At 59.9% G+C, this 25952-nt stretch carries 26 protein-coding genes; 17 read left to right on the forward strand and 9 right to left on the reverse strand.

Annotated elements, in window-relative coordinates:
• Positions 1 to 5: 5 nt before the first annotated feature.
• Positions 6 to 2165 carry a type I secretion system permease/ATPase gene (locus KGA88_RS12435; RefSeq protein WP_110662063.1) on the forward strand — a complete coding sequence of 720 codons (2160 nt, stop codon included), beginning with the start codon at positions 6 to 8 and terminating at the stop codon, positions 2163 to 2165.
• A 9-nt stretch (positions 2166 to 2174) separates the two neighbouring features.
• Entirely contained in the window at positions 2175 to 3530 is a 1356-nt protein-coding gene (locus KGA88_RS12440) for an HlyD family type I secretion periplasmic adaptor subunit (protein WP_110662064.1), read from the forward strand.
• A gap of 148 nt (positions 3531 to 3678) precedes the next feature.
• Here the strand turns inward: KGA88_RS12440 and KGA88_RS12445 are convergent, their stop codons facing one another.
• Both KGA88_RS12445 and KGA88_RS12450 read right to left on the reverse strand, forming a co-directional pair.
• Positions 3679 to 4272 (reverse strand): tRNA-uridine aminocarboxypropyltransferase, encoded by a 594-nt coding sequence (locus KGA88_RS12445; RefSeq protein WP_223591329.1) that lies wholly within the window; start codon positions 4270 to 4272, stop codon positions 3679 to 3681.
• Between the two features lie 4 nt (positions 4273 to 4276).
• Positions 4277 to 5170: a LysR family transcriptional regulator gene (locus KGA88_RS12450; protein WP_007972518.1), complete on the reverse strand. Its 894-nt coding sequence runs from the start codon at positions 5168 to 5170 to the stop codon at positions 4277 to 4279.
• Between the two features lie 353 nt (positions 5171 to 5523).
• Between KGA88_RS12450 and speB the strand changes: the two genes are divergently transcribed.
• The 6 genes from speB (at position 5524) to KGA88_RS12480 (ending at position 11159) form a co-directional block, all read left to right on the forward strand.
• Entirely contained in the window at positions 5524 to 6474 is a 951-nt protein-coding gene (gene speB, locus KGA88_RS12455) for an agmatinase (RefSeq protein ID WP_007984912.1), read from the forward strand.
• Positions 6475 to 6483: 9 nt separating this feature from the next.
• Entirely contained in the window at positions 6484 to 6906 is a 423-nt protein-coding gene (locus tag KGA88_RS12460; protein ID WP_223591332.1) for a YybH family protein, read from the forward strand.
• A gap of 55 nt (positions 6907 to 6961) precedes the next feature.
• Entirely contained in the window at positions 6962 to 8473 is a 1512-nt protein-coding gene (locus tag KGA88_RS12465) for a purine-cytosine permease family protein (RefSeq protein WP_110662473.1), read from the forward strand.
• Between the two features lie 172 nt (positions 8474 to 8645).
• Entirely contained in the window at positions 8646 to 10025 is a 1380-nt protein-coding gene (locus KGA88_RS12470) for a sodium:solute symporter (protein WP_110662588.1), read from the forward strand.
• Between the two features lie 86 nt (positions 10026 to 10111).
• The gene (locus KGA88_RS12475; protein WP_223591334.1) at positions 10112 to 10837 is read left to right on the forward strand and encodes an MBL fold metallo-hydrolase; all 726 of its coding nucleotides are present in this window, start codon (positions 10112 to 10114) and stop codon (positions 10835 to 10837) included.
• Between the two features lie 70 nt (positions 10838 to 10907).
• The gene (locus KGA88_RS12480) at positions 10908 to 11159 is read left to right on the forward strand and encodes an acyl carrier protein (protein WP_110662590.1); all 252 of its coding nucleotides are present in this window, start codon (positions 10908 to 10910) and stop codon (positions 11157 to 11159) included.
• Positions 11160 to 11352: 193 nt separating this feature from the next.
• On the opposite strand, the gene KGA88_RS31415 is transcribed toward KGA88_RS12480, so the two are convergent.
• Together KGA88_RS31415 and ptrR are read right to left on the reverse strand one after the other, a co-directional pair.
• Entirely contained in the window at positions 11353 to 11481 is a 129-nt protein-coding gene (locus KGA88_RS31415) for a PA1414 family protein (RefSeq protein ID WP_007914492.1), read from the reverse strand.
• A 135-nt stretch (positions 11482 to 11616) separates the two neighbouring features.
• Positions 11617 to 12510, reverse strand: coding sequence for a putrescine utilization regulator PtrR (ptrR, locus tag KGA88_RS12485; RefSeq protein ID WP_110661259.1), 894 nt, complete (start codon positions 12508 to 12510; stop codon positions 11617 to 11619).
• A gap of 104 nt (positions 12511 to 12614) precedes the next feature.
• On the opposite strand from ptrR, the gene KGA88_RS12490 reads away from it, so the two are divergent.
• The gene (locus tag KGA88_RS12490; RefSeq protein ID WP_223591337.1) at positions 12615 to 13796 is read left to right on the forward strand and encodes an MFS transporter; all 1182 of its coding nucleotides are present in this window, start codon (positions 12615 to 12617) and stop codon (positions 13794 to 13796) included.
• Here KGA88_RS12490 and KGA88_RS12495 read toward each other — a convergent pair.
• Positions 13741 to 14673 (reverse strand): DMT family transporter, encoded by a 933-nt coding sequence (locus tag KGA88_RS12495; RefSeq protein WP_110661257.1) that lies wholly within the window; start codon positions 14671 to 14673, stop codon positions 13741 to 13743. The two genes, KGA88_RS12490 and KGA88_RS12495, sit on opposite strands and share 56 nt — an antisense overlap.
• A 195-nt stretch (positions 14674 to 14868) precedes the next feature.
• Positions 14869 to 15705 carry a S1 RNA-binding domain-containing protein gene (locus KGA88_RS12500; RefSeq protein ID WP_095944601.1) on the reverse strand — a complete coding sequence of 279 codons (837 nt, stop codon included), beginning with the start codon at positions 15703 to 15705 and terminating at the stop codon, positions 14869 to 14871.
• A gap of 351 nt (positions 15706 to 16056) precedes the next feature.
• Between KGA88_RS12500 and KGA88_RS12505 the strand changes: the two genes are divergently transcribed.
• The 3 genes from KGA88_RS12505 to KGA88_RS12515 all read left to right on the forward strand — a co-directional run bounded on the left by KGA88_RS12505 (position 16057) and on the right by KGA88_RS12515 (position 18126).
• Complete coding sequence (locus KGA88_RS12505) at positions 16057 to 16245, forward strand: hypothetical protein (protein ID WP_015096330.1); 189 nt, start codon at positions 16057 to 16059, stop codon at positions 16243 to 16245.
• 205 nt (positions 16246 to 16450) lie between these two features.
• Positions 16451 to 17173 (forward strand): TorF family putative porin, encoded by a 723-nt coding sequence (locus KGA88_RS12510; protein ID WP_110661255.1) that lies wholly within the window; start codon positions 16451 to 16453, stop codon positions 17171 to 17173.
• Positions 17174 to 17250: 77 nt separating this feature from the next.
• A complete protein-coding gene (locus KGA88_RS12515) occupies positions 17251 to 18126 on the forward strand; it encodes a DUF6279 family lipoprotein (RefSeq protein WP_223591339.1) in 876 nt (291 codons plus the stop codon).
• A gap of 122 nt (positions 18127 to 18248) precedes the next feature.
• Here KGA88_RS12515 and KGA88_RS12520 read toward each other — a convergent pair whose 3' ends face one another.
• Positions 18249 to 18641, reverse strand: coding sequence for a transcriptional regulator (locus KGA88_RS12520; RefSeq protein ID WP_110663267.1), 393 nt, complete (start codon positions 18639 to 18641; stop codon positions 18249 to 18251).
• 195 nt (positions 18642 to 18836) lie between these two features.
• Between KGA88_RS12520 and KGA88_RS12525 the strand changes: the two genes are divergently transcribed.
• The 3 genes from KGA88_RS12525 (at position 18837) to KGA88_RS12535 (ending at position 21191) form a co-directional block, all read left to right on the forward strand.
• Complete coding sequence (locus KGA88_RS12525; RefSeq protein ID WP_223591341.1) at positions 18837 to 19577, forward strand: DUF899 domain-containing protein; 741 nt, start codon at positions 18837 to 18839, stop codon at positions 19575 to 19577.
• Positions 19578 to 19947: 370 nt separating this feature from the next.
• Complete coding sequence (locus tag KGA88_RS12530; protein WP_223591343.1) at positions 19948 to 20730, forward strand: class I SAM-dependent methyltransferase; 783 nt, start codon at positions 19948 to 19950, stop codon at positions 20728 to 20730.
• A gap of 185 nt (positions 20731 to 20915) precedes the next feature.
• Positions 20916 to 21191, forward strand: coding sequence for a hypothetical protein (locus KGA88_RS12535; RefSeq protein WP_110660316.1), 276 nt, complete (start codon positions 20916 to 20918; stop codon positions 21189 to 21191).
• A 62-nt stretch (positions 21192 to 21253) separates the two neighbouring features.
• Here KGA88_RS12535 and KGA88_RS12540 read toward each other — a convergent pair whose 3' ends face one another.
• Positions 21254 to 22594, reverse strand: coding sequence for a DEAD/DEAH box helicase (locus KGA88_RS12540; protein ID WP_223591353.1), 1341 nt, complete (start codon positions 22592 to 22594; stop codon positions 21254 to 21256).
• Positions 22595 to 22786: 192 nt separating this feature from the next.
• On the opposite strand from KGA88_RS12540, the gene KGA88_RS12545 reads away from it, so the two are divergent.
• Complete coding sequence (locus KGA88_RS12545) at positions 22787 to 24088, forward strand: mechanosensitive ion channel family protein (RefSeq protein WP_223591356.1); 1302 nt, start codon at positions 22787 to 22789, stop codon at positions 24086 to 24088.
• A 133-nt stretch (positions 24089 to 24221) separates the two neighbouring features.
• On the opposite strand, the gene KGA88_RS12555 is transcribed toward KGA88_RS12545, so the two are convergent.
• Positions 24222 to 24866 carry a hydrolase gene (locus tag KGA88_RS12555; RefSeq protein ID WP_223591366.1) on the reverse strand — a complete coding sequence of 215 codons (645 nt, stop codon included), beginning with the start codon at positions 24864 to 24866 and terminating at the stop codon, positions 24222 to 24224.
• Between the two features lie 159 nt (positions 24867 to 25025).
• Between KGA88_RS12555 and KGA88_RS12560 the strand changes: the two genes are divergently transcribed.
• Entirely contained in the window at positions 25026 to 25913 is an 888-nt protein-coding gene (locus tag KGA88_RS12560) for a LysR family transcriptional regulator (protein ID WP_110660319.1), read from the forward strand.
• Positions 25914 to 25952: the final 39 nt, after the last annotated feature.

Raw genomic sequence — 25952 nt, forward strand, 5'->3', positions numbered from 1 at the left:
GTTCAATGACCAGCATGGAACCCGGCAACACCGGTGTCGATCCGCGCCTGAGCTTCGATGACCCGCTTCTGGACGGTCTGTTGATCCTCTGCAAACTCCACGGCGCGACGGTCAGTCGCGCCAGCCTGAGTGCCGGGCTGCCAATGGCACACCAACGCCTGAGCCTGGACCTGCTGCCCCGTGCAGCGGCCCGGGCGGGTTTGCAGGCGCGCTTGCTGCGTCGTGACCTCAAGGACATCTCCGCGCTCAACCTGCCCGTGCTGCTGCTGTTGAACAACGGCCGCACCGCCGTCCTGCGCCGTTATGGCGAAGACGGCAAGGTGCTGATCCTGCCCAGCGAAGCCGACGGCGGCGAGCAATGGCTCAGCCCCGAGGAACTGGCCGAACACTACAGTGGCCAGGCCTTGTTTGCCCGGCCACGCCACGAACTCGAAGACTTGCGCTCGCCGCTGGTGCCGCGGGTGCAGGCCTGGTTTCGCGATACGCTGAAGCTGTCGAAATGGCTCTACAGCGACGCGATCCTGGCGAGTTTCCTGATCAACCTGCTGGGCCTGATGGTGCCGCTGTTCGTGATGCAGACCTACGATCGCGTGGTGCCGAACCAGGCCACTTCGACCCTGTGGGTGCTGGCGATCGGTCTGCTGATCGGCACCGCCTTCGAACTGGTGCTGCGGGTCGTACGCGCGCACTTGCTCGATACCGCCGGCAAGAAAACCGACGTGATCCTGTCAGCCACCCTGTTCGAGCGCATCACCGGCATGTCGATGAAAGCGCGGCCGGCGACCATCGGCGGGTTTGCCCAGAGCATTCATGACTTCCAGGGCCTGCGGGAATTTCTCACCGCCGTGACCCTCACCAGCTTGATCGACCTGCCCTTCTGCCTGCTGATGCTGCTGGTGATCGGCCTGCTCGGCGGTTGGCTGGTGGTGATCCCGATCCTGGCGTTTCCGATCACCATCATCTTCGCCATGGTGATCCAGGTGCGCCTGCGCGACACCGTGCAAAAGAGCCTCAGCCTCGGCGCCGAACGCCAGGCACTGCTGATCGAAACCCTCAGCGGCCTGGAAACCCTCAAGGCCTGCAGCGCCGAAAGCGAACGCCAGCACAAATGGGAAAGCACCCACGGCGCCCTCACCCGCCTCGACAGCCATGCGCGCAACCTCTCGGCCCTGGCCACCAACGGCACGCTGTTCATCCAGCAACTGTCCGGCATGGCGACCATCGTCGCCGGGGTCTACAGCATCATCGCCGGCAACCTCAGCGTCGGTGCCCTGGTAGCCAGCTACATGCTCGGCAGTCGGGTGCTGGCGCCACTGGGGCAAATCGCCGGCCTGATCACCCGTTACCAGCAAGCGCAACTGACCATGAAAAGCACCGACGCGCTGATGGGCCTGCCCCAGGAGCGCGACGCCAAACAACGGCCATTGGAGCGCACCCAACTGCAAGGCGCGCTGGATGTTGTCGGCGTGACCTTCCACTACAACGGCCAGAGTGCTCCTGCCCTGGCCAATATCAGCTTCAGTGTGAAACCCGGCGAGCGCGTCGGCATCATCGGCCGCAGCGGCTCTGGCAAAAGCACCCTGGCGCGCCTGGTGATGGGCTTCTATGAACCGGATGAAGGCCAGTTGCTGCTCGACGGCCTGGACCTGCGGCAACTGGACGTCGCCGACCTGCGCCATCAAATCGGTTACGTCGCCCACGACCTGCCGCTGCTGGCCGGCAGCCTGCGCGACAACCTGACCCTCGGCGCACGCTACATCAGTGACTCACGCATGCTCGAAGTGGCGGAGCTCACCGGCGTCACCGAACTGGCCCGGCAACATCCGCAAGGCTTCGACCGGCCGGTGGGCGAACGCGGCCAACTGCTGTCCGGCGGCCAGCGCCAGGCGGTGTTGCTGGCCCGGGCGCTGTTGCTCGATCCGCCGATCATGCTGCTCGACGAACCCACCAGCGCCATGGACAACAGCAGCGAAGACGTCCTGCGGCAAAAACTTCATGGCTGGGTTCAGGGCAAAACCATCCTGCTGGTCACCCACCGCACCTCGATGCTGAGCCTGGTGGACCGGTTGGTGGTGCTGGACAACGGACGGATCGTCGCCGACGGTCCGAAAGAAGCGGTCATCGATGCACTGCGCAAGGGCCGTGTCGGCTCTGCCGCTGTCTAGGAGTCGTCCATGTCTGCCGATCAAGGATCCCGTGGCTACTTCGACAGTTTCAGCAAAAGCGCCGAAACCGAGTTCATGCCGGAAACCGCCGGTGCCTCGTTGCAGGACTCACCGCGCTGGTCGCGAATCACCGTGTGGCTGGCCGCCGCACTGCTGATCAGCGCACTGGTCTGGGCCAAATTCGCCGTATTGCAGGAAGTGACCATGGGCGAAGGCAAGGCGATTCCGTCGAGCAAAGTCCAGGTGATCCAGAACCTGGAGGGCGGCATCGTCACTGAAATTTTCGTCCGTGAAGGACAAATGGTGAACAAGGGTGACACCCTGCTGCGCCTGGATGACACGCGCTACCTGTCGAACAAGGGCGAAAGCGAAGCCGATCGTTATGCCTTGACCGCGCAGGTCGAACGGCTTTCGGCCGAAGCCGAGGGCCGGCCGTTCAAGCTGTCAGAAGAAGTGATCGCCAAGGCCCCGCAAGTGGCCGAAGACGAGCGTTCGCTGTACGAACAGCGGCAACGGCGACTGGCCAGCGAGCAGCGCACATTGTCGGAACAACTTCGGCAAAAAACCCAGGAACTTGCGGAGTTTCGCTCGAAACAAGGTCAATTCAGTTCGAGCCTGGCGCTATTGCAACAAGAGATGAACATGTCCACGCCGCTGGTGGGCACCGGTGCAGTGTCACCGGTGGAAATCCTGCGCCTCAAACGCAGCGCCGTGGAGATTCGCGGCTCGCTGAACGCCACCACCCTGGCGATTCCCCGGGCCGAGTCGGCGATCAACGAGATCAAGAGCAAGATCGACGAGTCGGAACAGACCTTCCGCTCGGAGGCCGCCAAGGAGCTGAACGAGAAACGCACCGACCTGTCGAAAATCACAGCCTCGAGCATTGCCATCGACGACCGCGTAACCCGTACCACCGTGGTCTCCCCGGTGCACGGCATCATCAAGGTGTTAAAGGTCAACACCATCGGTGGCGTGGTCCAGCCCGGCAGCGACATGGTGGAAATCGTGCCCTTGGAAGACAACCTGCTGATAGAAGCCAAGGTCCGCCCGCAAGACGTTGCATTCCTGCATCCGGGCCAGAAAGCCATGGTCAAGTTCAGTGCCTACGACTACACGATCTATGGCGGCCTGAGCGCCAAGCTTGAACTGATTGGTGCCGACACCATCACCGACGACAAGGGCAACAGCTTCTATCTGATTCAGGTGCGCACTGACAAAAACCACTTGGGCGGGGACGTCAAGCCGCTGCTGATCATCCCGGGGATGGTGGCGACGGTGGACATTATTACCGGGGAGAAAACGGTGCTGGATTACTTGCTTAAACCGGTGTTGAAAGCGCGGACCGAGGCGATGCGGGAAAGGTAGGCCTGACTCAATCTTTGTGGCGAGGGGGCTTGCCCCCGTTGGGTCGCGAAGCGGCCCCAAAACCATTCTCGCCGGCATATCAGTCAAACCGCATCAACCGCTTTTACGACGGCCGCCGAACGGGGGCAAGCCCCCTCGCCACAAATCATCATTGTTCGTGATTCTTGCGGTAAACCTCCTCCCCCATCGCCGTAATCTGCCCCTCGATCAACGCTTCAAACGGCTTCAGCAACGGCGCAAACGAAGTCGGTACCTCAAGGGTCTCAAGCCCCTGCACAATCGCCTCCACCGTCGACAACGCTCCCGGCCCCGGCGCCTTGCGCAGCCGATAACGAGACACACCGCCTTCGGCCAGCGTCACCCTCGGCAACGCCGCCAGCAGCGGATTGAGGTGCAGCATCTTGCGCGCCTTGCGCCAGGTGCCATCCGGGACGACCAGCAACAAGGGCTCGCCTGTCGCGGTATAGGCCTGCAGCGGCTGCGCATCGTCACCGGGGAACAACAAGCGCGCCTGATACCCCGGCCGGCTCAACAAGGTCGGCAAATCCTCGAACACTTCCCCCACGATCAACTCGGCATTGTTCAAACCCAACGCCGCCAACCGAGCCGTATTCAGCGCATGGTTCACTTCGCTCGGATGTTGCAGCAGCAAAACCCGGGTGCGGCTGTCGAGGCTCGGGATCAAGGGGCACAGGCAGTGGCTTTGCGGGCGCAGGCAGCGCGGACACTGGATTCTGGACATATTCTCAGGCCTGGTTCAGTTGGGCTTTAAGCAAGTCGCGGAACGTCTGGATCAGCGGCTCGCGGCTACGACCCCGACGCACGATCATCGAGAACGGCGCCTGATAACCAAAGGTCGCCGGCAGCAACACCCGCAAGTCGCCCTTGTCGGCCCAGGCCTGGGCGTAGTGCTCCGGCAGGTAGCCGATGTAGGCGCCGGACAGCACCAGAATCAACTGCGCCTCCATACTTTCCACCGTCGCGGCGCTGTGCTTGAAGCCGTGGCGCGCCAGTTCGGCCTGGCTCCAGTAACCACGACCGACCATGCGCTGCTGGGTGATGACCTGCTCGGGAATGCGCCGCTCGTTGAACAGCGGATGCCGCGTGCTGCAGTACAACCAGTGTTGCTCACGGTACAGCGGCATGTACACCAGACCGCTCATGCGCGTGGAAAACGCGCCGATGGCCAGGTCGAGACGGTTGTCCTGCACGCCGAGCTGCAATTCGTAAGGGCTCATCACCGACAGGTGCAAGTGCACGGCCGGGTGTTCCTGGCTGTAGGCGCCGATGGCTTCGGCGAACGGCAGGGCCTTGTCGCTGACCGTGGAGTCGATCACCCCCAGGTTCAAGGTACCGCGCAACTCGCCCTTGAGGGCAGCGGCATACTGCTCGAAGCCTTCGAGCTCGCCCAATAGGCGCAGGGTTTCCTGATGGAACAGCTCGCCCTTGCTGGTCAGGCTGAAACCGCCACGACCGCGATGGCACAGCACCAGGCCGAGAGCCGCTTCGAGCTGGCTCATGTAGGTGCTGATGGCCGACGTCGAGAGATTGAGCTCCTGCTGGGCGTTGGCGAAGCCCTGGTGACGCACCACGCTGACGAAGATGCGCAATAGTTTCAGGTCGGGTAAAGCGTTGGCCATGGGGGCTCTCTCCAAAGATCGACGCGTAACACTGTGGCGAGGGGGCTTGCCCCCGTTGGGTCGCGAAGCGGCCCCAAAAGCATTCGCCCTGGTTGCATCGGGTAGACCGTTTCGACAGGGTTTACGACTGCTTCGCAGCCGAACGGGGGCAAGCCCCCTCGCCACAGGGTCTTGCGCATGACATGAAGTCTATAGCTCCCTCCACCATTAGTTTAGAAAAATCTGAACTAAGTATTTGCCCGTAGCGATTCTTCCCGGCCACTACATTTCGCAGAATCGGCCCACAACGGTGCCCGTCCCTTCCGTGAACGGTGCAACCCAATAAATAAAACAACGACGATGAGGCCCTACCCGTGGACAAGATTCTTCACCAACCACTGGGCGGCAACGAAATGCCGCGCTTCGGCGGCATCGCCACCATGATGCGACTCCCCCACTTGAACACCGCTGCCGGCCTGGACGCTGCCTTCGTAGGCGTGCCGCTGGACATCGGCACTTCCCTGCGTCCCGGCACCCGTTTCGGGCCTCGCGAAATCCGTGCTGAATCGGTAATGATCCGCCCGTACAACATGGCGACCGGCGCTGCGCCGTTCGACTCGCTGTCGGTTGCCGACATCGGCGACATCGCGATCAACACCTTCAACCTGCTGGATGCCGTACGGATCATCGAAGAGTCCTACGACAACATCCTCGAACACGATGTGATCCCGCTGACCCTGGGCGGCGACCACACCATCACCCTGCCGATCCTGCGTGCCATCCATAAAAAGCACGGCAAGGTCGGCCTGGTGCACATCGACGCTCACGCCGATGTGAACGATCACATGTTCGGCGAGAAGATTGCCCACGGCACCACCTTCCGTCGCGCCGTTGAAGAAGGCCTGCTGGACCCGGACCGCGTGGTGCAGATTGGCCTGCGCGCCCAGGGCTACACCGCCGACGACTTCAACTGGAGCCGCAACCAGGGCTTTCGTGTGGTCCAGGCCGAAGAGTGCTGGCACAAATCGCTGGAGCCTTTGATGGCTGAAGTCCGCGAGAAAGTCGGCGGCGGTCCTGTCTACCTCAGCTTCGACATCGACGGCATCGATCCGGCCTGGGCACCAGGTACCGGCACCCCGGAAATCGGTGGTCTGACGACCATTCAGGCGATCGAGATCGTTCGTGGCTGCCAAGGTCTCGACCTGGTCGGTTGCGATCTGGTAGAAGTCTCGCCCGCTTACGACACCACCGGCAACACCTCGCTGCTGGCCGCCAACCTGCTGTACGAAATGCTCTGCGTACTGCCTGGCGTAGTCCACCGCTGAGGATTGGTCATGAATGAACGCGATCAGGTTCTGAAAGCCGCCGCCGACCTGGTGTCCGCTTTTGCCCGTAACGATCGCGAAGCCTACTTCGGCGCGTTCAGCTTTGAAGCCAGCTTCGTCTTCTACACCCTCGAACAGCCCCTGCTGTCGCGCGACGCCTATCAGGCGATGTGGGACAGCTGGCGCGCCGAGGATGGCTTCGAGGTGCTCTCGTGCACCTCGAGCAACGCTTTCGTCAGCCTGCAGGGTGACGTGGCGATTTTCATCCATGACGTGGCCACCGAGCTGCGCATGCAAGGGGAGCAGCACTTTAGCCAGGAGCGCGAGACGATTGTTTTCAAGAAACAAGCGTCTGGCCAAGAACAACAAGGCCTATGGCTGGCCTGCCACGAACATTTGTCCGCGATGCCGGAAGGGCTGCCAACCCCTTAGCCAACACAGGTGACGCTCACGCACGATGAGCGCGCCTTTATGATCGGAGCTGATCATGAATAACAACAACAACGACCAAAGCCTTACGCAAATTGAAACCCACGGGGTCGAACAGATCCCGGACAACGAACGCACCGCAGGCCCGACGGACTTGTTCCGGATGATCTTCGGTGGTTCCAACACCTTTGCAACCGCCGTCCTCGGCAGTTTCCCGGTACTGTTCGGCCTGTCTTTCCAGGCGGGCGTCTGGGCGATTGTGCTGGGCGTATTGCTGGGTTCGCTGATCCTCGCGCCAATGGGCCTGTTCGGCCCGATCAACGGCACCAACAACGCCGTGTCTTCCGGTGCGCACTTCGGCGTGCACGGGCGGATCGTCGGTTCGTTCCTGTCGCTGTTGACCGCCATCGCCTTCTTCTCGCTCTCGGTGTGGAGTTCAGGGGATGCGCTGATCGGTGGCGCCAAACGCCTGATCGGCCTGCCGGAAACCGACCTGACCCTGGGCCTGGCCTACGGTCTGTTCGCGATCCTGGTACTGACCGTGTGCATCTATGGCTTCCGCTTCCTGCTGTGGGTCAACAAGATCGCGGTGTGGAGCGCCAGCCTGTTGTTCCTGCTGGGCATCTTCGCCTTCGCCGGTCCTTTCGATGCGAACTACGCCGGTACCGTCAACATGGGCCAGCCCGGTTTCTGGGCAGCCTTCATCGGTGCTGCACTGGTGGCGATGAGCAACCCGATTTCTTTCGGTGCGTTCCTCGGCGACTGGTCGCGCTACATTCCGCGTGACACCTCCAAGCGCCGCATCATGGCGGCGGTGGTGACTTCGCAGATCGCAACGTTCATCCCGTTCCTGTTCGGCCTCGTCACCGCCACCATCGTAGCGGTCAAGGCGCCGGACTACATCGCGGCCAACAACTATGTCGGCGGCCTGCTGGCGGTATCGCCGAGCTGGTTCTTCCTGCCGGTGTGCCTGATCGCCGTGATCGGTGGCATGTCCACTGGCACTACCTCGCTCTACGGCACCGGCCTGGACATGTCCAGCGTGTTCCCTCGGGTGCTGTCGCGGGTCAAGGCGACGCTGCTGATCGGTGTGATGTCGATTGCCTTCATCTTCATCGGGCGCTTTGCGGCCAACCTGGTGCAGAGCGTGTCGACCTTCGCCGTGCTGATCATCACCTGCACCACCCCATGGATGGTGATCATGATCATCGGCCTGCTGGTGCGTCGCGGCTTCTACTGCCCGGATGACCTGCAAGTGTTCACCCGTGGCGAGAAAGGTGGCCGCTACTGGTTCACCCACGGCTGGAACTGGCGTGGCCTGGGCGCCTGGATCCCGAGTGCGGCCGTCGGCCTGTGCTTCGTCAACCTGCCGGGTCAGTTTGTCGGTCCACTGGGCGAAATGGCCGGTGGTATCGACATCAGCCTGCCGGTGACCCTGGGCCTGGCCTCGCTGGTGTACCTGGCGCTGCTGAGCCTGTTCCCGGAACCGCGCGAAGTGTTCGGCCCGAACGACCCTCGCAGCAAGAGCACGGATTCGCTCGCAAAACCGGCGATGCGTCAAGTTGCCTGATTAAACGCATTACCTGTGGTCAACACATTACCTGTGGGAGCGTGGCTTGCCCGCGATGAACGATAACGCGGTCTGCCTAGTGGACCGCGGCGCTCCCTTCGCGGGCAAGCCACGCTCCCACAGGAATTGATTTTCAGCCTCACATAAAAAAGACAATCGGAGACACGCCATAATGGCTTTGGATTTATTCGTCGTACTCATCTACGCCGCCGCGATGCTGATACTCGGCTACTACGGCATGCGCAAGGCCAAGACCAACGAAGACTTTTTGGTCGCCGGTCGTAACCTCGGCCCAAGCCTGTACATGGGCACCATGGCTGCCACCGTTCTGGGCGGCGCATCCACCGTGGGCACCGTGCGTCTGGGCTACGTGCATGGCATCTCCGGTTTCTGGCTGTGCGCGGCCCTCGGTTGCGGGATCGTCGCGCTGAACCTGTTCCTCGCCAAACCGCTGCTGAAACTGAAGATCTACACCGTTACCCAGGTGCTGGAAAAACGCTACAACCCGATGGCCCGCTCCGCGAGCGCGGTGATCATGCTGGCCTACGCGCTGATGATCGGCGTGACTTCGATCCTGGCGATCGGCACCGTTCTGCAAGTGCTGTTCGGCCTGCCGTTCTGGATCTCGGTGCTGCTCGGTGGCGGCGTCGTGGTGATTTACTCGGCCATCGGCGGCATGTGGTCGCTGACCCTGACCGACATCGTCCAGTTCGTCATCAAGACCGTTGGCCTGATGTTCATCCTGTTGCCGATCTGCCTGTACCGCGTTGGCGGCTGGGATGAGTTGGTGTTGAAACTGCCGGCGTCGAACTTCAGCTTCACGACCATCGGCTGGGACACCATCATCACCTACTTCATGATCTACTTCTTCGGCATCCTGATCGGTCAGGACATCTGGCAACGGGTGTTCACCGTCAAGACCGCCAAAGTAGCTCAGGTTGCCGGTACCGCTGCCGGTATCTACTGCATCCTCTACGGCCTGGCCTGCGCCCTGATCGGCATGGCTGCACACGTACTGATCCCGGATCTGGACAACGTCAACAACGCCTTCGCCGCCATCGTCAAACTGTCCCTGCCGGACGGTATCCGTGGCCTGGTGATCGCTGCCGCACTGGCCGCCATGATGTCCACCGCCAGCGCCGGACTGCTGGCCGCTGCCACCACCCTGACCGAAGACCTGCTGCCGAAACTGCGCGGCGGTAAACAGTCGAGCCTGGGCATGAACCGCCTGTTCACCCTGTTGACCGGCATCGTGGTGCTCGGCATCGCACTGGTAGTCAACGACGTGATCAGCGCCCTGACCCTGGCCTACAACCTGTTGGTGGGCGGCATGCTGATCCCGCTGATGGGCGCCATCTTCTGGAAACGCGCCACCACCGCCGGCGCCATCGCCAGCATGGGCATGGGCTTCGCCACCGCGCTGCTGTTCATGTTCAAGGATGGCCTGGACGCCAACACCCCGATCTACTACAGCCTCGGTGTGGGCCTGGTGAGCTTCGTACTGGTCAGCCTGCTGTCCCCTCGTCCAACGACTGTGGCCAGCGCTGCCTAAGCTTTGACATAACGACTTGATGCTTTCTTCGACGGGTGTGGCGTCGGTTGCCACACCCGTTTTTTTTCGCCTGAAGGAAACTGCTTATGAAGATCGTCAGCCGCGATCAGTGGTTCGAGGTAAAACATCTCAGCGACGGCATCCGCCTGATCCACGAGCCGTACATCCGCCCTTTCTACCGCTGCAATCTCTGGCACATCCAGGGCCGTGACAAGGACCTGCTGCTGGACAGTGGCTCGGGCCTGGTCAGTCTGCGCGAGCAACTGCCGTGGATCACCGAACGTCCGCTGGTGGCCGTCGCCAGCCACTGTCATTTCGATCACATCGCCGGTCATCACGAGTTCAATGAGCGCCTCGTGCATCCGGCCGAAGCGGACATTCTCGCGTCACCGGATGGCGACAACAACCTGAGCAAAGCCTTCGTCGGCGACGACATGTTCGAGGCGCACCCCGATTGCCCGCTGTGCTACGCCGAGTACCGGGTCAAGGCCGCACCGGCCACGGGGTTTGTCGAAGATGGGGATGTGCTGGACCTGGGCAATCGGGTGTTGCAGGTGGTGCACACACCGGGACACTCGCCGGGCGGCATCTGCCTGTACGAAGCCGCCACCGAGACCTTGTTCAGCGGCGATATCATCTACGACGGCCCACTGATCGAAGACGCCTACCATTCCAACCTCGATGACTACGCCCACAGCCTGCAACGCTTGCATGCGCTGCCGATCCGTACGGTGCATGGCGGACATTTCGGCAGTTTTTCCGGGGAGCATTTGCGCAGCATGATTGACGAATGGCAGCGCTCACACGGCTAAAGCCTGCTGTACTCAACGGCAGGACCTGCACCGGCAGGGAGACCTACACGCACCTCCTCGAAGAACGATCATGAAAGAAGCTGCCCTTCGTGCTGTGGTACATCGCTACATCAGCCGCCTGCTGGAAGGCAAGGATGACTTCGACGACAACGCCAGCCTGGCGCAGTTGGGATTGGATAAAAAAGATATCGAAGAGCTGATCTTCCATCTGGAAGATGAACTGGGTGTAACGGCGCTCACCGTGGAGGAAGACCGGATGCTCAAGACCGTCAGGACGGCGAATGATTTGAGCCGTTTTTTGCTGGAGATCGGGCGGTATTGAGGCGGTGAGTGGCGAGCGCGCTGTTCTGTGGCGAGGGGGCTTGCCCCCGCTGGGCTGCGCAGCAGCCCCAGAACATTCAATTGGGATACATCAGAAAGACCGCATTGACTGACTTTACGACTGCTTCGCAGCCGAACGGGGGCAAGCCCCCTCGCCACAAAAAGCCCTGCGCACCAGCCGCTTGCAGCTTTTGTTACCGGCGTCGCTGCTGACGCCGACGCTGTTCGTCGTCAGTACGAATAGGCACGGGTTGCAGAGGCGGTTCGATCAAACCGAGAGCCACGCCCAGGTCATGCAGCCAGTTTTGGATTTTCTCTTTCATGGTGCCCCCTTCAGGGTAGTGCCGAGCGGCCAAAATTCTGTAGCCCCTTCGCACTGATAATAGTCCGAAGTCATACGCAATGCTCGCGCAAAGTGGCAACGATCTGTTACTGAATCCATCACAATCAGCCTTTGTTCAGGCAATCTCCTGCGTCTGTACCGGTGCCAGCGGAAAAACCACCTGTTGCTGCTCGATCCAGGCATTCAGGTTGGCCCCGACCATGCCCTTGCGCCACATCAGCCAGGTGGTAGCGCTGGCAAACGGTTCGGCCAACGGATGCACCGCCACACTCTCACGACCCGGCAGGCTGGCGAGCATCGACTCCGACATCAACGCTACACCGGAACCGGCAATCACACACGCCAGCATTCCCGGGTAGGACTCGATCTCCATCGCCCGGCCCATGGCCGCGTGGTCATGGGCGAACCAGGCCTCCAGGCGCATGCGGTAAGAACAGCCCTGGCGAAAGGTGAACACCGCGCGCCCTTGCACATCCAGCGCGCTGCGCACCGGCGGATGATCGGCTTCGCTGATCAGCACCAGGCGCTCTTCACACAAGGGCACACCGTCTAGCCCGGCCAGCTCCAGAGGACCATCCACCAGTGCCGCATCGAGTCGACCGGTGAGCAGGCCTTCGAGCAATTCACCACTGGGGGCGGACTGCACCTGCAGGTTCACCGCCGGATACAAGCGGTGATAGCGCGCCAAAAGCCCCGGAAGGTGAATCGCCGCCGTGCTGTACATGGTGCCAAGCACGAAGTCGCCCGCCGGTTGCCCGCCCTGCACCGCGGCGCTGGCTTCGTCGTGCAAGGCAAACAGCTTGGCGGTGTAGTCCAGCAAGACTTTTCCCGCAGGTGATAGCTGCAAGCGCTGACGCTCTCGCAGGAAAAGTTCGACACCCAGTTGTTCTTCCAGCTGCTTGAGCCGGGTCGACAGGTTCGATGGCACTCGATGCAGCCGTTCGGCAGCACGGGTTATGGACCCTTCTTCCGCCACCGCCTGGAAGATGCGCAATTGGCTGAACTCCACGACATTCTCCAAAAAAGAACAAGTTACTCACTATTATTCATTTTTAAAGAAAGTCAATCAGTCCTAGCCTGACGGTCATTGATCCTCCAGACGGAATCCAGACCATGTCTCCCCTGATTCGCTTATCCGCCAGTTTCGTTGCCCTGATGATGGCCATGGGTATCGGTCGCTTTGCCCTGACACCGCAACTGCCACACCTGCTCAGCGAAGGCCAGATCGACCTGACCGCCGCCGGGCTGATTGCCGCCGCCAACTACCTCGGCTATTTCATCGGTGCGGTGGACGCCATGTTTTCCCGGCGGCCCGCGCAGGTGCGTCGGCGCCTGCTGGGTGGGTTGTGGCTCTGCGTGCTGCTGACCCTGGCGTCGTTCTGGGCCAATGGCTTCTGGTCGCACCTGCTGCTGCGCTTCGGTACCGGGGTGGCCAGCGCCTGGGTGCTGGTGATGATCACCGCATTGAGCCAACCGCTCGCGGCAGCGGCCGGGCGCCCCCGGCTTGGCGCCCTGGTCTTCGCCGGACCGGGTTTGGGGATTTTTCTGACCGGTTTGTTGGCCCTGGGCTCGAATCTGCTGGGCCAGACTTCCGCTATCTTGTGGCTGGTATACGCCGCCGTGGCGCTGGCGATGCTGTTGGCGATTCTGCCATTCCTGCCACAACCGGGCGCAACCGCGACCGCCGCGCCCAGCGCCAGTGCGTCGGGCGCCCAAGGCATCGGTCGCCTGGGCTGGATCTATGCCTTGTACGGTTTGGGCTACATCATCCCGGCGACCTTTCTGTCGCAAATGGCCAACGCGCAGTTCCATGGCCAATGGCAGGCTGACCTGTTCTGGCCGTGCTTTGGCCTGGCGGCGGCAATCGGCGTGGTGCTGGTGAGTCTGCGTCGGCAAAAACCCGGCGCTACGCATCACTGGCTGATGGCGACCTTATGGCTGCAAGCCGCTGGTGTATTCGCCTGCCTGCTGGGCAATGGGCCGGGCCTGGCGTTGGGTGTGGTCCTGTGCGGGACGCCGTTCCTGGCCTGCATGCAACTGGTGATGCAGCGTTCCCGGGAACTCGCGCCCCACGCCACCCAGCGCAATGCCGGACTGCTGACGGCCTGCTTCGCCGTGGGCCAGCTCAGCGGGCCATTGCTGGCGGCGTTGAGCAGTCATTTCAGTGGCGGTCTGCAGCCGGCACTGGTGGTCGCTGGCTGCGGCTTGCTGATCGCCGGCGCCCTGTTGTTCGCGCCGGTCAGTGCTGCCCGAGGGCTTTGCGCAAACGACGGCGCAACCACTGCTCGGCGCTGACAAAAGTGATGCCCGCCAACACCAGCACTGCGCCGATGACGAAGTTCAGGCTCAGTTCCTCGCCGAGCAGCACCACACCGAACGTGACGCCGAACAACGGCGTCATGAACGAAAACACCGCGAGGTTGGCCGCCAGGTAACGGCGCAGCAGCCAGAACCAGATCAGGTAACTGAAAAACGACACGACCACACCCTGAAACAGCACACTGGTCACCGCCACGGTGGTCAGGCTGACATGGCTGATCTGGCCGCTGAGCAGCGCGATCAACAATAAACCGAAGAAACCGACAATCAACTGATAGAACAACGTCAGGGTTACCGGCGCTTCCGACAGGCGCGAGGCGCGCACCACCACCGTGGTCGCGCCCCAAGCTGCGCCCGCCAGCACCCCCAGGGCATCGCCCAGCAACATGCGGTAATCAAGATTGTCCCAGGACACCCCACCGGCAAACGCGATGGCAATCCCGACAAAAGCCAGGGCAATGCCCAGCCATTGCAAGGGTCGCAAACGCTCACTGGGCAACAACCAGTGCACACCCAGTGCGGTGAAGATCGGCGCGGTGTAGAGGAACACCGACATGTGCGCCGCCGTAGTCAGTTGCAGGCCTTCGGAAATGAAGAAGAACTCCAGGCCGAACAAGGCACCGGCCAGCAGACCGCCGCGCCAGGTCGTCCCCACCTGATTCCAGCCACCCTTCCAGCAGATCAGCAGCCCGACCAGCAACGCCGACATACCGGAACGTCCGGCCGCCTGCATCACCGGCGCGATATCGGCGGCTGCCCACTTGATCATCACCTGCTGCACACCCCAGACCAGGCACAACCCGATCATCACTTGCAGGGCAAACCCGTCGGCACTGCGCCGGGTGGCGCTCACCGGAACACCTCGAAGACACAATCCATGGCAAAAGACTCGGCAGTAAAAGCAAAGCCCCGGCCTTCTCGTTGAAAAGAAAACGCCGGGGCGAAAAATCCTGTTGTCGATTATTAACCAGAAGGCCAGAAAATGCCGCCCGCCAGAGACCTCTACTTCTCTGCTAGCGCCATCCTGGCCCCCTGTACGGCCTGGGCATCAACTAAGTTCGATGCGATCGGCATGAATGACAATCTGGCCATTCTTGTACAACGCACCGATAGCCTTCTTGAAGTTGCCCTTGCTGACACCAAACAGGCTGCTGATCAGCGCCGGATCGCTCTTGTCGCTCACCGCCAGGCTGCCGTTGTTTTCACGCAACTTGGCGAGGATCTTCGAGTTCAGGCTGGTGGCCGCTTCCTGACCAACCGGTTGCAGGCTCAGGCTGATCTTGCCGTCGGCGCGAACTTCCTTGATGAAGCCCTTCTCCTCTTTACCGGCGCGCATGAACTTGAAGATTTCGTTCTTGTGGATCAGGCCCCAATGCTTGTTGTTGATGATGGCCTTGAAGCCCATGTCCGTGGCTTCGGCCACCAGCAAATCCACTTCCTGGCCCGCGGTGTAGTTGGCCGGGGTCTTGTCCAGATAGCGATCCAGACGCGCGGTCGCCGTGATGCGACGGGTGTGTTTGTCGAGATAGACGTGCACCACCACATACTCGCCCGCCGTCATCTGGCGCTTCTCTTCGGAGAACGGCAGCAACAGGTCTTTCGGCAAACCCCAGTCCAGGAATACGCCGATGCTGTTGACTTCAACAACTTTCAAACTGGCGAATTCACCGACTTGAACTTTCGGTTTTTCGGTAGTTGCGATGAGTTTGTCATCGCTGTCCAGATAAATAAAAACGTTGAGCCAGTCTTCATCTTCGCTAGGAATATCTTTTGGAATATAACGATTAGGCAGAAGGATTTCGCCATCCGCGCCACCGTCCAGATATAAACCGAAGTTAGTGTGTTTAACCACTTGCAAACTGTTGTAACGCCCGACTAAAGCCATGTCCAATACCCTCATTGCGTGGGCGGCATTCTACCCGGTTTTAAGCGCCGCGTTCGGCACCCGGCCCGGTGGCGCGCGAAAATCCTCTGAAGGCCTTACTTTTCCGGGGTTTTCAACGCCCGTCTGGCCGCTCGTCAGACCGATCCTGGCATTTACGCCATGCCCAGGCAAGCGTAACGCGGTATTTTTCCAGGCAATGTTCTTAGTTAAAACAGCGGCTTAGACGCCTATTTCGAATATTGGCATATGCCTGATTACCCCACCCTCAAGAATATGCCGAGGGGATATTTGCCAAGCAATTATCAGGTAATTCCTGTACGATGCCTGGCCAAGTTAATTTTCTACAGGTTAATGGCCGCCATGCGCGTAAAAGCATCCACCAGCAAAGCAAAGCCAGCTCCAGCCGTCGAAACCAGCGAATCTATCAACAGCCAGATCGCAGCGTTCCTCAAGTCCGGCGGTGAAATCCAGCAAATTGCCAAAGGCGTCAGCGGCCAGACGTTCGGCCCGTCCAAGCAGATCACCCTGGGCAAAAAGTAACCCCCTCGCGTCACCTGGTCCCAAAGCGCTTTGAGCTTCGAAGCGCTTGGACTGGAACCCTCGTATCTTCCCGCTACTCTTTCAAATCCTGTGAAAATCGACGAACGGCCTTCGCTGCCAATCATTCGCCGGTATCCTTGCACGCGTCTGGATCAAGCGTTCCAGCGGGCCTGCCAGCCTGCCCTCGCTGTTCATGGAGTGACGCATGTTCAAACCTTCCTGCTTATCGGCCTTGCTCGGCAGCCTGTTGGCCTGCTCTGTAGCACACGCCCAGATCTTCCAGCGCGAGCTGGGGGACTTCGACCTCAAGCTCGGCACCACCCCCACCCGCAGCATGGCCCAAGGCCTGGTCAAACCGTCAGCTGTCGGCTCGTTCCACGGTGGCCTGGACCTGAGCCACGACAGCGGTTTCTACGTGGGCCAATGGTCGCCCAGCATGGGTATCAGCCCGGGGAAAAACCTCGAAATCGATTCCTACATGGGTTTTAAACAGCCTTTCGACCAAAGCCTCGGCTACGAAGTGGGCCTGATCCGCTACAGCTACCCCGAAGTGACGACCCCCGACAGCCAGGAACTGTTCGGCGGCCTGACCTTGCTCGGCAGCCGTTTCGGCATCGCCTTCAGCAATGACCCGGACAAACAGAACAACACCCTGTTCGCCGATTTGAGCGGCAATCAACCGTTCGGTGTCGGCATCAGCCTGAAATACACCAGCCATCAATTCAACACACCGGTGGCGGTGGATGGCGGATATGTAGGCAGTTTTACCGATTGGTCGCTGAAATTGTCCCGTCCGTTCATGGGCATCGACCTCGACCTGATCTACAGTGACTCCAGCCTGAGCGGCAGCGGTTGCTCGGCCTATGCCGGGCACAACAGCCAATGCGACGGACTGGTGACGCTCAAGGCCGAACACGCGTTTTATTGATCGGCTGAACTGCCGGGCTCCTCCTGGGTTCACATGTAAATCAGACCCCGAAGACTGGTTTTCGCAAGGATTCGCCCATGTCCCGCTGGTTCAAACATATCGTCATTGTGCTGAGCGTTTCCCTCGCCCTCGCCCTCGGCGCGTGCAGCCGCATGGGCCTGGCTTATCGCAACCTCGACGTGATCATCCCGTGGACACTCAGCGACTACCTGGACATGAACGGCGAGCAAAAAAGCTGGCTGGACGAGCGCCTGAAGGAACACCTGAGTTGGCACTGCACCACCCAATTGCCCGGCTACCTCGAGTGGCTGGACCGTCTGCAAACCATGATCGCCACCAATCAGGTCAGCGATGCCGCCTTGCAGGCCCGCGCCCACGAAGCGGAACAGGCGATCGCCGAGACCGCGCGGGAAATCACCCCTTCAGCCATCGAATTGCTGCAAGGGCTGGATGACAAACAAGTCGCCGATATGAATGAAGCCTTTGCCAAGGACCAGCGCAAACGCCAGGAGGTATACCTCAAGCCCTCCCTCGACCAGCAGGTCAAGGAGCGTGGCGATCGCATGGAAAAGCGCCTGAACGACTGGCTCGGCCCCCTGAGCACCACCCAACGACAACGGGTAACCACATGGTCCGGCGCCTTGGGCGATCAGAACACCCAGTGGATTGCCAACCGTGCCCATTGGCAGAAGCAGTTCAGCGCAGCCGTTGCGCAACGCCAAAGTCCACAATTCCCACAACGAATCGAGACACTTCTGGTCAATCGCGAAAGCTTGTGGACGCCTGCCTATCGTCAAGCCTTCGCCAACACCGAAGCCCAGGCGCGTTCACTGTTCGTGGACCTGATGGCTGAAAGCACGCCGAACCAGCGCGAACGATTGCTGAAGAAAATCGAAGGTGTAAGGAAGGACTTCAGTGACTTGAAGTGCCTGAAAGCGGCAAAACAAGGCTAAGGACAACGCAGAACCAATGTGGGAGCGGGCTTGCTCGCGAAGAGGGCGTGTCAGTCAATGAAGAGGTTGTCTGACACACCGCATTCGCGAGCAAGCCCGCTCCCACAGGGTGAATCAATGCGTCAGGCAATCTGCGCCTTCGACGCCACATGATCGAACGTCTTCTCATCCAGCGCATCCTCCTGCTCGTCCAGTACCTGCCGCGGGTGATCATTACCGGGAATACTGCTGTCGATCAGGCTCAACAAACGCGAACCCCGCGCCGTCAAAATGTAATTGGCGCCCGTGCCACCTTCGTCCTCCGGTCTCGGCTCGATATAGCCACGCTGCAGCAATAACTTCTCGTACTCGCCAGCCAGCGTTTTCAGGTGATCAAGGTTTTCAATCGACTCGCCTTCCGCGGCCTTCTGCGCGGCATGCTGTTCGGCGTAAGGCCGCGGCGTGAAACTGTGGCCCGCGCTGTTTTGCGCCTCATGCAACAAGCGCTCAATCAAGTCCCAGTTGTAAGTCGTCATCCTGATTCAACCTCCGGTGCCCGTTTGATTGATGCCCGTGCAATTGAACGGGCCTTACAGGTTGTGACCGGCACTCCCGGCAGCCGTTCAGCCGGGCTTTTTGCTGACGACCGACCGGCGGCATGTCGAAATCCATGCAAGCCAAACGACTAGGCTCTGTAAGTCACCTCCCCGCCCCACGCAGGAGAAAACAACATGAACATTGAGAACCATCCCGTCGTATCGCGGGAAGAATGGCTCGCCGCCCGCAAACAGCACCTGGCCCGCGAGAAAGCCTTCACCAAGGAAAGAGACAAACTAAGCGCCGAACGCCGCGCCTTGCCCTGGGTGAAAATCGACAAGGACTACCACTTCCAGGGGGCCAACGGCGAACTGAAACTGGCGGACCTGTTTGGCGGGCGCAGCCAGTTGATCATCTACCATTTCATGTTCGCCGAGGGCTGGGACGAGGGCTGCCCCGGTTGCTCGTACCTCAGCGATCACATCGACGGCGCCAACCAGCACCTGGCCCACCACGACGTGGCCGTGGTAGCGGTTTCCCACGCACCGCTCGCCGAATTCCAGGCCTTCAAACGGCGCATGGGCTGGAAGTTCGACTGGGTGTCGTCAGCAGGGTGCGATTTCAACTACGACTTTGGCGTCACCGCCCGGGCCGAAGACGTCGCCGCCGGAAAGGCTACGTACAACTACGAAAAAACCGACGGCTCCGAGGAAGAGCTCCCCGGTCTCAGTGTGTTTTATCGCAATGACGCGGGAGAAATTTTCCATACCTACTCCACCTATGCCCGTGGCCTGGACATGCTGGTCGGCGCCTACAACTACCTCGACCTGACGCCCAAGGGCCGCAACGAAGACGAAATCATGGAGTGGGTGCGGCATCACGATCGTTATGAGGAACAGGCCAAGTCCAACTGCTGCCATGGAGGCCAGCCTTGAGACCGAGTCGCTGACTTCGCGGGCACGTTTGCTAAAAATGGATCTGAGCCGTTCAAAAATCCAGGCTGCCCGCGAAGAGGCTCAATCTGCCCGGAAGTCGCCAAGTCGCCAAAATCACAGGACCAGCCAAGGCAACTCCAGGCGACTGCTGCTATATATGTATACATCTGATACAGCGGCCTGGAATATGGCGACTACCCTGGTTAGAGAGTATTAGATGTAGGATTACTCCGAAAAAAATACTGGAATAATTGCTTTATATTTGTATAGCCGTATGTTACAGATACAACCGACTCAGGAAATAAAGTGATACTTTCCGCGCCAGTAAAAATTCTAATCATCAGAATTTAATTAACCACTTGGTGAATATGTGTCGCAACAACAGAGAAACAATAGTGTCACGGATGAAAGCTATTGGGATGGTGTGTGGTCACCTGCGCAATCCTCGCTTTCGCTCCTGAGTCATTCAGACTTTTATTACGGCAAAAATGGTCTTTTCACCAAACTGATACATGGCAGACTTGGGTCGATCGAGGGAACTCGCGTCCTGGAGATGGGTGGTGGAGGCGAAAACAAACGCCTCCTGGCCATGAACAAATGGTTGGGCGCAGACGTTACGGCACTCGATTTCTCGGATGAGGGCCTGAAGGTCGTCAAGGAGTTGTTTGAGGTCCATCAATGCTCAGGAAATTTCATCCATGGCGATATCTGTAACTGGGTTTCTGACCAGCAATATGACACGGTCGTGCACTGGGGCGTACTGGAGCACTTCATTGACCCAAAACCCATACTTGAAAAATCATTCTCTGCGTTGAAACATAATGGCACTTTGCTTTTCTCCATGCCCAACATGGAAGCTGTTGGTGCCCATCTGTGGAAAAGCTGGTGCCCTGACAACTGGTCAAAACACGTTTTACACTCCAAAGAGCTGATCGAACAGACATTGGGCGATATCGGGTTCTCAAAGATCGAAAGCTTTCACTATGGCGTTCCATTCTTGAAAGGCGCGGAGTGGGAGATCGCTTCCGTGGCGCAACGCCCCATCGATTTACTACAGAAAATCTGTAGTGGTTCAGCACGACTTATTCCGTTTTTTCATAAATACGGAAACAAACATATCTCGATGGAAAGAGGATTTATCGCGGTAAAATAGCCGACGCTTGAATAAACTCCAGCCATTTACCTATTGTTACTTTGCCCCTGCACAAAGATGGGGTCTGTCTGTTTTTGTGCAAGGGTTAATCATCTCGACAGCTCTACCTGCCGCCACCCGAGTGAACTTTTATCTGCCGTAACCCCTCAACCGGATAGCTTTCCTTACCGGAACAGAGGCCTCTTATGAATACGCTACTCAAGCTCACTGTCGCCGCCACCCTCATCTTTGCCCTGCCCGCCTGGGCCTGTACGCCCGAAGAGGCCACCGCCAAACGCGAACAACTGGCACAGCAAGTGGCCAGGCTCACCGAGCAGAACCCGACCAAGGCCAAGGAGATCAACGACGAATTGCAGAAGATGGATCTGGGCACCGCCGCCAAGGACCTGCCGGACAAGTGCCAGCTGATTGATCAGCGCTTGAAGGAGCTGCAGTCGGCCGAGAAAAAAACCGAAGGCTGATAAACGCCAGGCACAAAAAAACCTGACACTGTCCGGTTTTTTCGTGGGCCTTTTACAACGACTTACTCACCCGCTGGCGCTTCCGGCTTGCGGCGCTTGAGCGGGGCCATGCCGTCCTTGCTGACCAGCGAATCGCTCTTCGGCCGGTTGGCGCTCTTGCGCTTGGTCGGGGTCTTGGCGGCGGTTTTCTTCTTGTCGCCCTTGGTGTCGGTCTTTTTCTTTTTCACACCGACGGCTTTACCCGAGGCCTTGACCTTCTTCGGTCCGCCGTAAGTACCTTTGACTTCCTTGATGGTACGGCGCTCGAAGCTCTGCTTGAGGTAGCGCTCGATGCTCGACATCAGGTTCCAGTCGCCGTGGCAGATCAGCGAGATGGCCAGGCCATCGTTGCCGGCGCGGCCGGTACGACCGATGCGGTGCACGTATTCGTCGCCGCTGCGTGGCATATCGAAGTTGATCACCAGGTCCAGGCCGTCGACATCCAGGCCGCGAGCGGCGACGTCGGTGGCCACGAGGATTTTCACGCCGCCCTGCTTCAGGCGGTCGATCGCCAGTTTGCGATCCTTCTGGTCTTTCTCGCCGTGCAGCACGAACGCCTTGTATTCCTGCGCCACCAGGCGACCGTAGATACGGTCGGCCATGGCCCGGGTGTTGGTGAAGACGATGGCCTTCTGGTAGGTCTCGTTGGCCAGCAGCCAGTTGACGATCTGCTCTTTGTGCTGGTTGTGGTCAGCGGTGATGATTTGCTGGCGGGTAGTGTCGTTCAGCTGGCTGACCGCGTTGAGCTGCAAATGCTCAGGGTTGTTCAGGACCTTGGCGATCATCTCGCGCAGGCCAGAACCGCCGGTGGTGGCGGAGAACAGCATGGTCTGCTGACGGTTGGTGCACTCGTCCACCAGGCGCTGCACGTCTTCGGCAAAGCCCATGTCGAGCATGCGGTCGGCTTCGTCGAGCACCAGTACTTCGACTTCCTTGAGGTCGAGGTTGCCGGCGTTCAACTGCTCGATCATCCGGCCCGGCGTACCGATCAGGATGTCCGGCACCTTGCGCAGCATGGCAGCCTGGACCTTGAAGTCTTCACCGCCGGTGATCAGACCGGACTTGATGAACGTGAACTGCGCGAAGCGCTCGACTTCCTTGATGGTCTGCTGAGCCAGCTCGCGGGTCGGCAGCAGGATCAGGGTCTTGATGCTGACGCGGATTTTCGCCGGGCCGATCAGACGGTTAAGGATTGGCAAGACGAATGCAGCGGTTTTGCCGCTACCGGTTTGCGCCGTCACCCGCAGGTCACGCCCCTGGAGCGCCAGCGGGATGGCCGCGGCTTGCACAGGCGTTGGCTCGACAAATTTCAGCTCGGCCACGGCTTTGAGCAGGCGTTCGTGCAGGGCGAATTGGGAAAACACGGGTGCTACCTCGAAGAAATGCAAAAAAACAGCTGCATAGGGTAACGGTTTCGAGCGCTCAGGCCGAGTTTCTTTATGCAAATGGCGGTAAACAGTTGGTTTTTTGTTGCCTGTTTTTTCCATAAACGCAATACAAAGCGTCTTAAATGCTCTAATCGCCTCTCGCGCCCTACAGAAGAATCGTTTTTAACCATGGATATCAAACAGCTCTGGACCAACGTCCTCGATCTTTGGGGTGCCCTCGATCAGCATCCGCTCGTGCACTCCAGCCTGTCGCTGTTGCTGCTGTTGGCGATTGCGCTGTTCCTCGGACGGGTGGCGCGTTACCTCATATTGCATGCAACCAAAATGCTCGGCCGCCAACCGGCCTTGCACTGGGTCAATGATTTCCTGCAGAACAAAGTGTTCCACCGCCTGGCGCAGATCACGCCGTCGCTGGTGATCCAGTTTGGTCTCAATCTGGTACCGGACCTGAGCAAAACCAGCCTGAACTTCCTCGGCAACGTCGCGCTGTCCTTCACCTTCCTGTTTCTGCTGCTGGCGGTCAGCGCCCTGCTCAACGCCCTGCTGGACATCTACGCCCGCACCGAGCACGCCCGCACCCGCTCGATCAAAGGCTATGTGCAACTGGCGAAAATGGTCTTGTACGTGTTTGGCGCGATCATCATCGTCGCCACCCTGATTGACCGCTCGCCGCTGTTGCTGCTGTCGGGGCTGGGTGCCATGTCGGCGGTCATCCTGTTGGTCTACAAAGACACGCTGCTGTCGTTCGTCGCCAGCGTGCAATTGACCAGCAACGACATGCTGCGGGTCGGCGACTGGATCGAGATGCCCCAGGTGGGCGCCGACGGCGATGTGGTGGACATCACCTTGCACACGGTCAAGGTGCAGAACTTTGACAAGACCATCGTCTCGATCCCGACCTGGCGCCTGATGTCCGAGTCGTTCAAGAACTGGCGCGGCATGCAGGCTTCCGGTGGTCGCCGGATCAAGCGCAGCCTGTTCATCGACGCCAGCGGCGTACGCTTTCTGCGAGACGAAGAAGAACAGAAGCTGTCCCAGGTGCACCTGCTTACCGACTACATGAGCCGCAAACAGGCCGAACTCAAGGCCTGGAACGAAGCCCAGGGCAACGTCGCGGCCATGTCGGCCAACCGCCGCCGGATGACCAATATCGGCACGTTCCGCGCCTATGCGCTGGCCTACCTGAAGAGTCATCCGGGTATCCAGCCGAACATGACCTGCATGGTTCGCCAGATGCAGACCACGGCCCAGGGCATTCCTCTGGAGATCTACTGTTTTACCCGCACCACGGCGTGGGCCGATTACGAGCGGATCCAGGGGGATATTTTCGACTACCTGCTGGCGGTGCTGCCGGAGTTTGGGTTGAGTCTTTATCAGCAGCCGAGTGGTACGGATTTGCGTGCGGGGATATTGCCGGCGGTACTGGGCGCGAGCCATATTCCCGAAGTGGCAGAAAAACGCATGATGTAACCCCCCCAAACAAATGTGGGAGCGGGCTTGCTCGCGAATGCGGTGGGTCCTTCAACATTGATGTCGACTGACACTCCGCTTTCGCGAGCAAGCCCGCTCCCACAAGGATTACATCGTTTTCAGAATTTGCGGGTTACTTGACCTGCCGCTGCGGGGCCTTGTGCACCATGGTGTAGGCGTAATCCACGCCCATGCCGTACGCGCCACTGTGTTCCAGCACTAGCTCCATCACCGCCTCGTAAGTGTCCTTGTGCGCCCAGTCGCGCTGGTATTCGAGCAGCACTTGTTGCCAGGTCACCGGCACCGCACCGGCCTGAATCATCCGTTGTACCGACATGTCGTGGGCTTCCTTGCTGGTGCCGCCGGAAGCGTCGGTGACGATGTACACCTCGTAGCCCTCGGCCAGGGCTTCCAGCGCCGGGAACGTCAGGCAGACCTCGGTCCACAGTGCGGCAATGACCAGCTTTTTGCGGCCGGTGGCTTTGACGGCATCGACCAGCGCCTTGTCTTCCCAGGAGTTCATCGAGGTGCGCTCGATCGGCTTTTGCTCCGGGTGTACTGCCAGCAACTCAGGCCAGATGTAGCCGCTGAAACTTTCGCTTTCGACCGAGGTGTAGATGGTCGGCACGTTGAAGATCTTGGCAGCCTTGGCCAAGCCCACGGTGTTGTTTTTCAGGGTCTGGCGATCGATCGACTGCACGCCGAAAGCCATTTGCGGCTGGTGGTCGATCAGGATCAGGGCGGAGTTGGTTGGGTTGAGCAGTTCACGAATAGACATGGCGCGTTCCTTTTGATGTCGATACTTCGAATGGGTCAGGGGTTAGTCGACGATGCCTTCAGCGGCGTTGTTGTCGGCTTGGATGTCACTTTAGGGGCTAGCGATAAAAGGGACAATTACCTAAAATCGAGAATCATTGATTCTATAAAAGGGACAATCATGGACCGCATTGAATGCATGCGCGCCTTCGTCGTCACGGTCGGCGAAAACGGCTTTGCGGCGGCTGCCCGGGCCATGGACGTGCCGCGCTCGAAAGTCAGCAAACAGATTCAGGCGCTGGAAGACGCCATCGGCGTGCAATTGCTGCAACGCACCACCCGCAGCCTGCACCTGACTGAAGCCGGGGCCGAGTATTTCGAGGCGGCGCGTGAAGTGTTGGCAACCCTCGATGAGGCCGAACAACGCGCCCGAGACGGCATCGGCGAGTTGCGCGGGGTGTTGCGGGTCAATGCGCCGATGTCGTTCGGGCTACGGCGCCTGGGACCGTTGATTCCGCTGTTTTACGAGCAGCACCCGAACATCGAGTTGCAACTGGTGCTCAGCGACCAGCAGGTCGACCCGGTGCGGGGCGGCTTTGACGTGACCATTCGCATCGCCAGCCTGCCGGACTCGACCATGGTCGCCCGGCAACTGGCACCCGCGCCGCGCATCATGGTGGCGTCCCCTGCCTATCTCGAACGCGCGGGTGTTCCGCAGACGCCGCAGGATCTGCGCGCCCATCAATGCCTGAACTACGGGTATCTGCAGAGCGGTGTCAGCCTGCAACTGTGCAATGGCCAGGAAACCCAGCGAGTGAACGTCACCGGCCCACTGCACGCCAACAACGGCGACCTGCTCGCCCAGGCCGCCGAAGCCGGCATGGGTATCGCCTTGCTGCCCGACTTCATCGTCGAGGATGCGCTGGCGGCCGGGCGACTGGTGCCGGTGCTGTGCGAATGGCAGGCCCCGGCGATCACCATCAACGCGGTGTATTCATCAGCACGGCGGGTGCCGCAGAAGACTCGCGTGTTTATCGAGTTTCTGGTGGGGCAACTGGCGCCGAAGTGATTTTCGGAGATCACGCAATCGCTTGTGCACGGGGAATGG

The organism is Pseudomonas sp. A-R-19 (assembly GCF_019956575.1).
Classification (GTDB): Bacteria; Pseudomonadota; Gammaproteobacteria; order Pseudomonadales; family Pseudomonadaceae; genus Aquipseudomonas.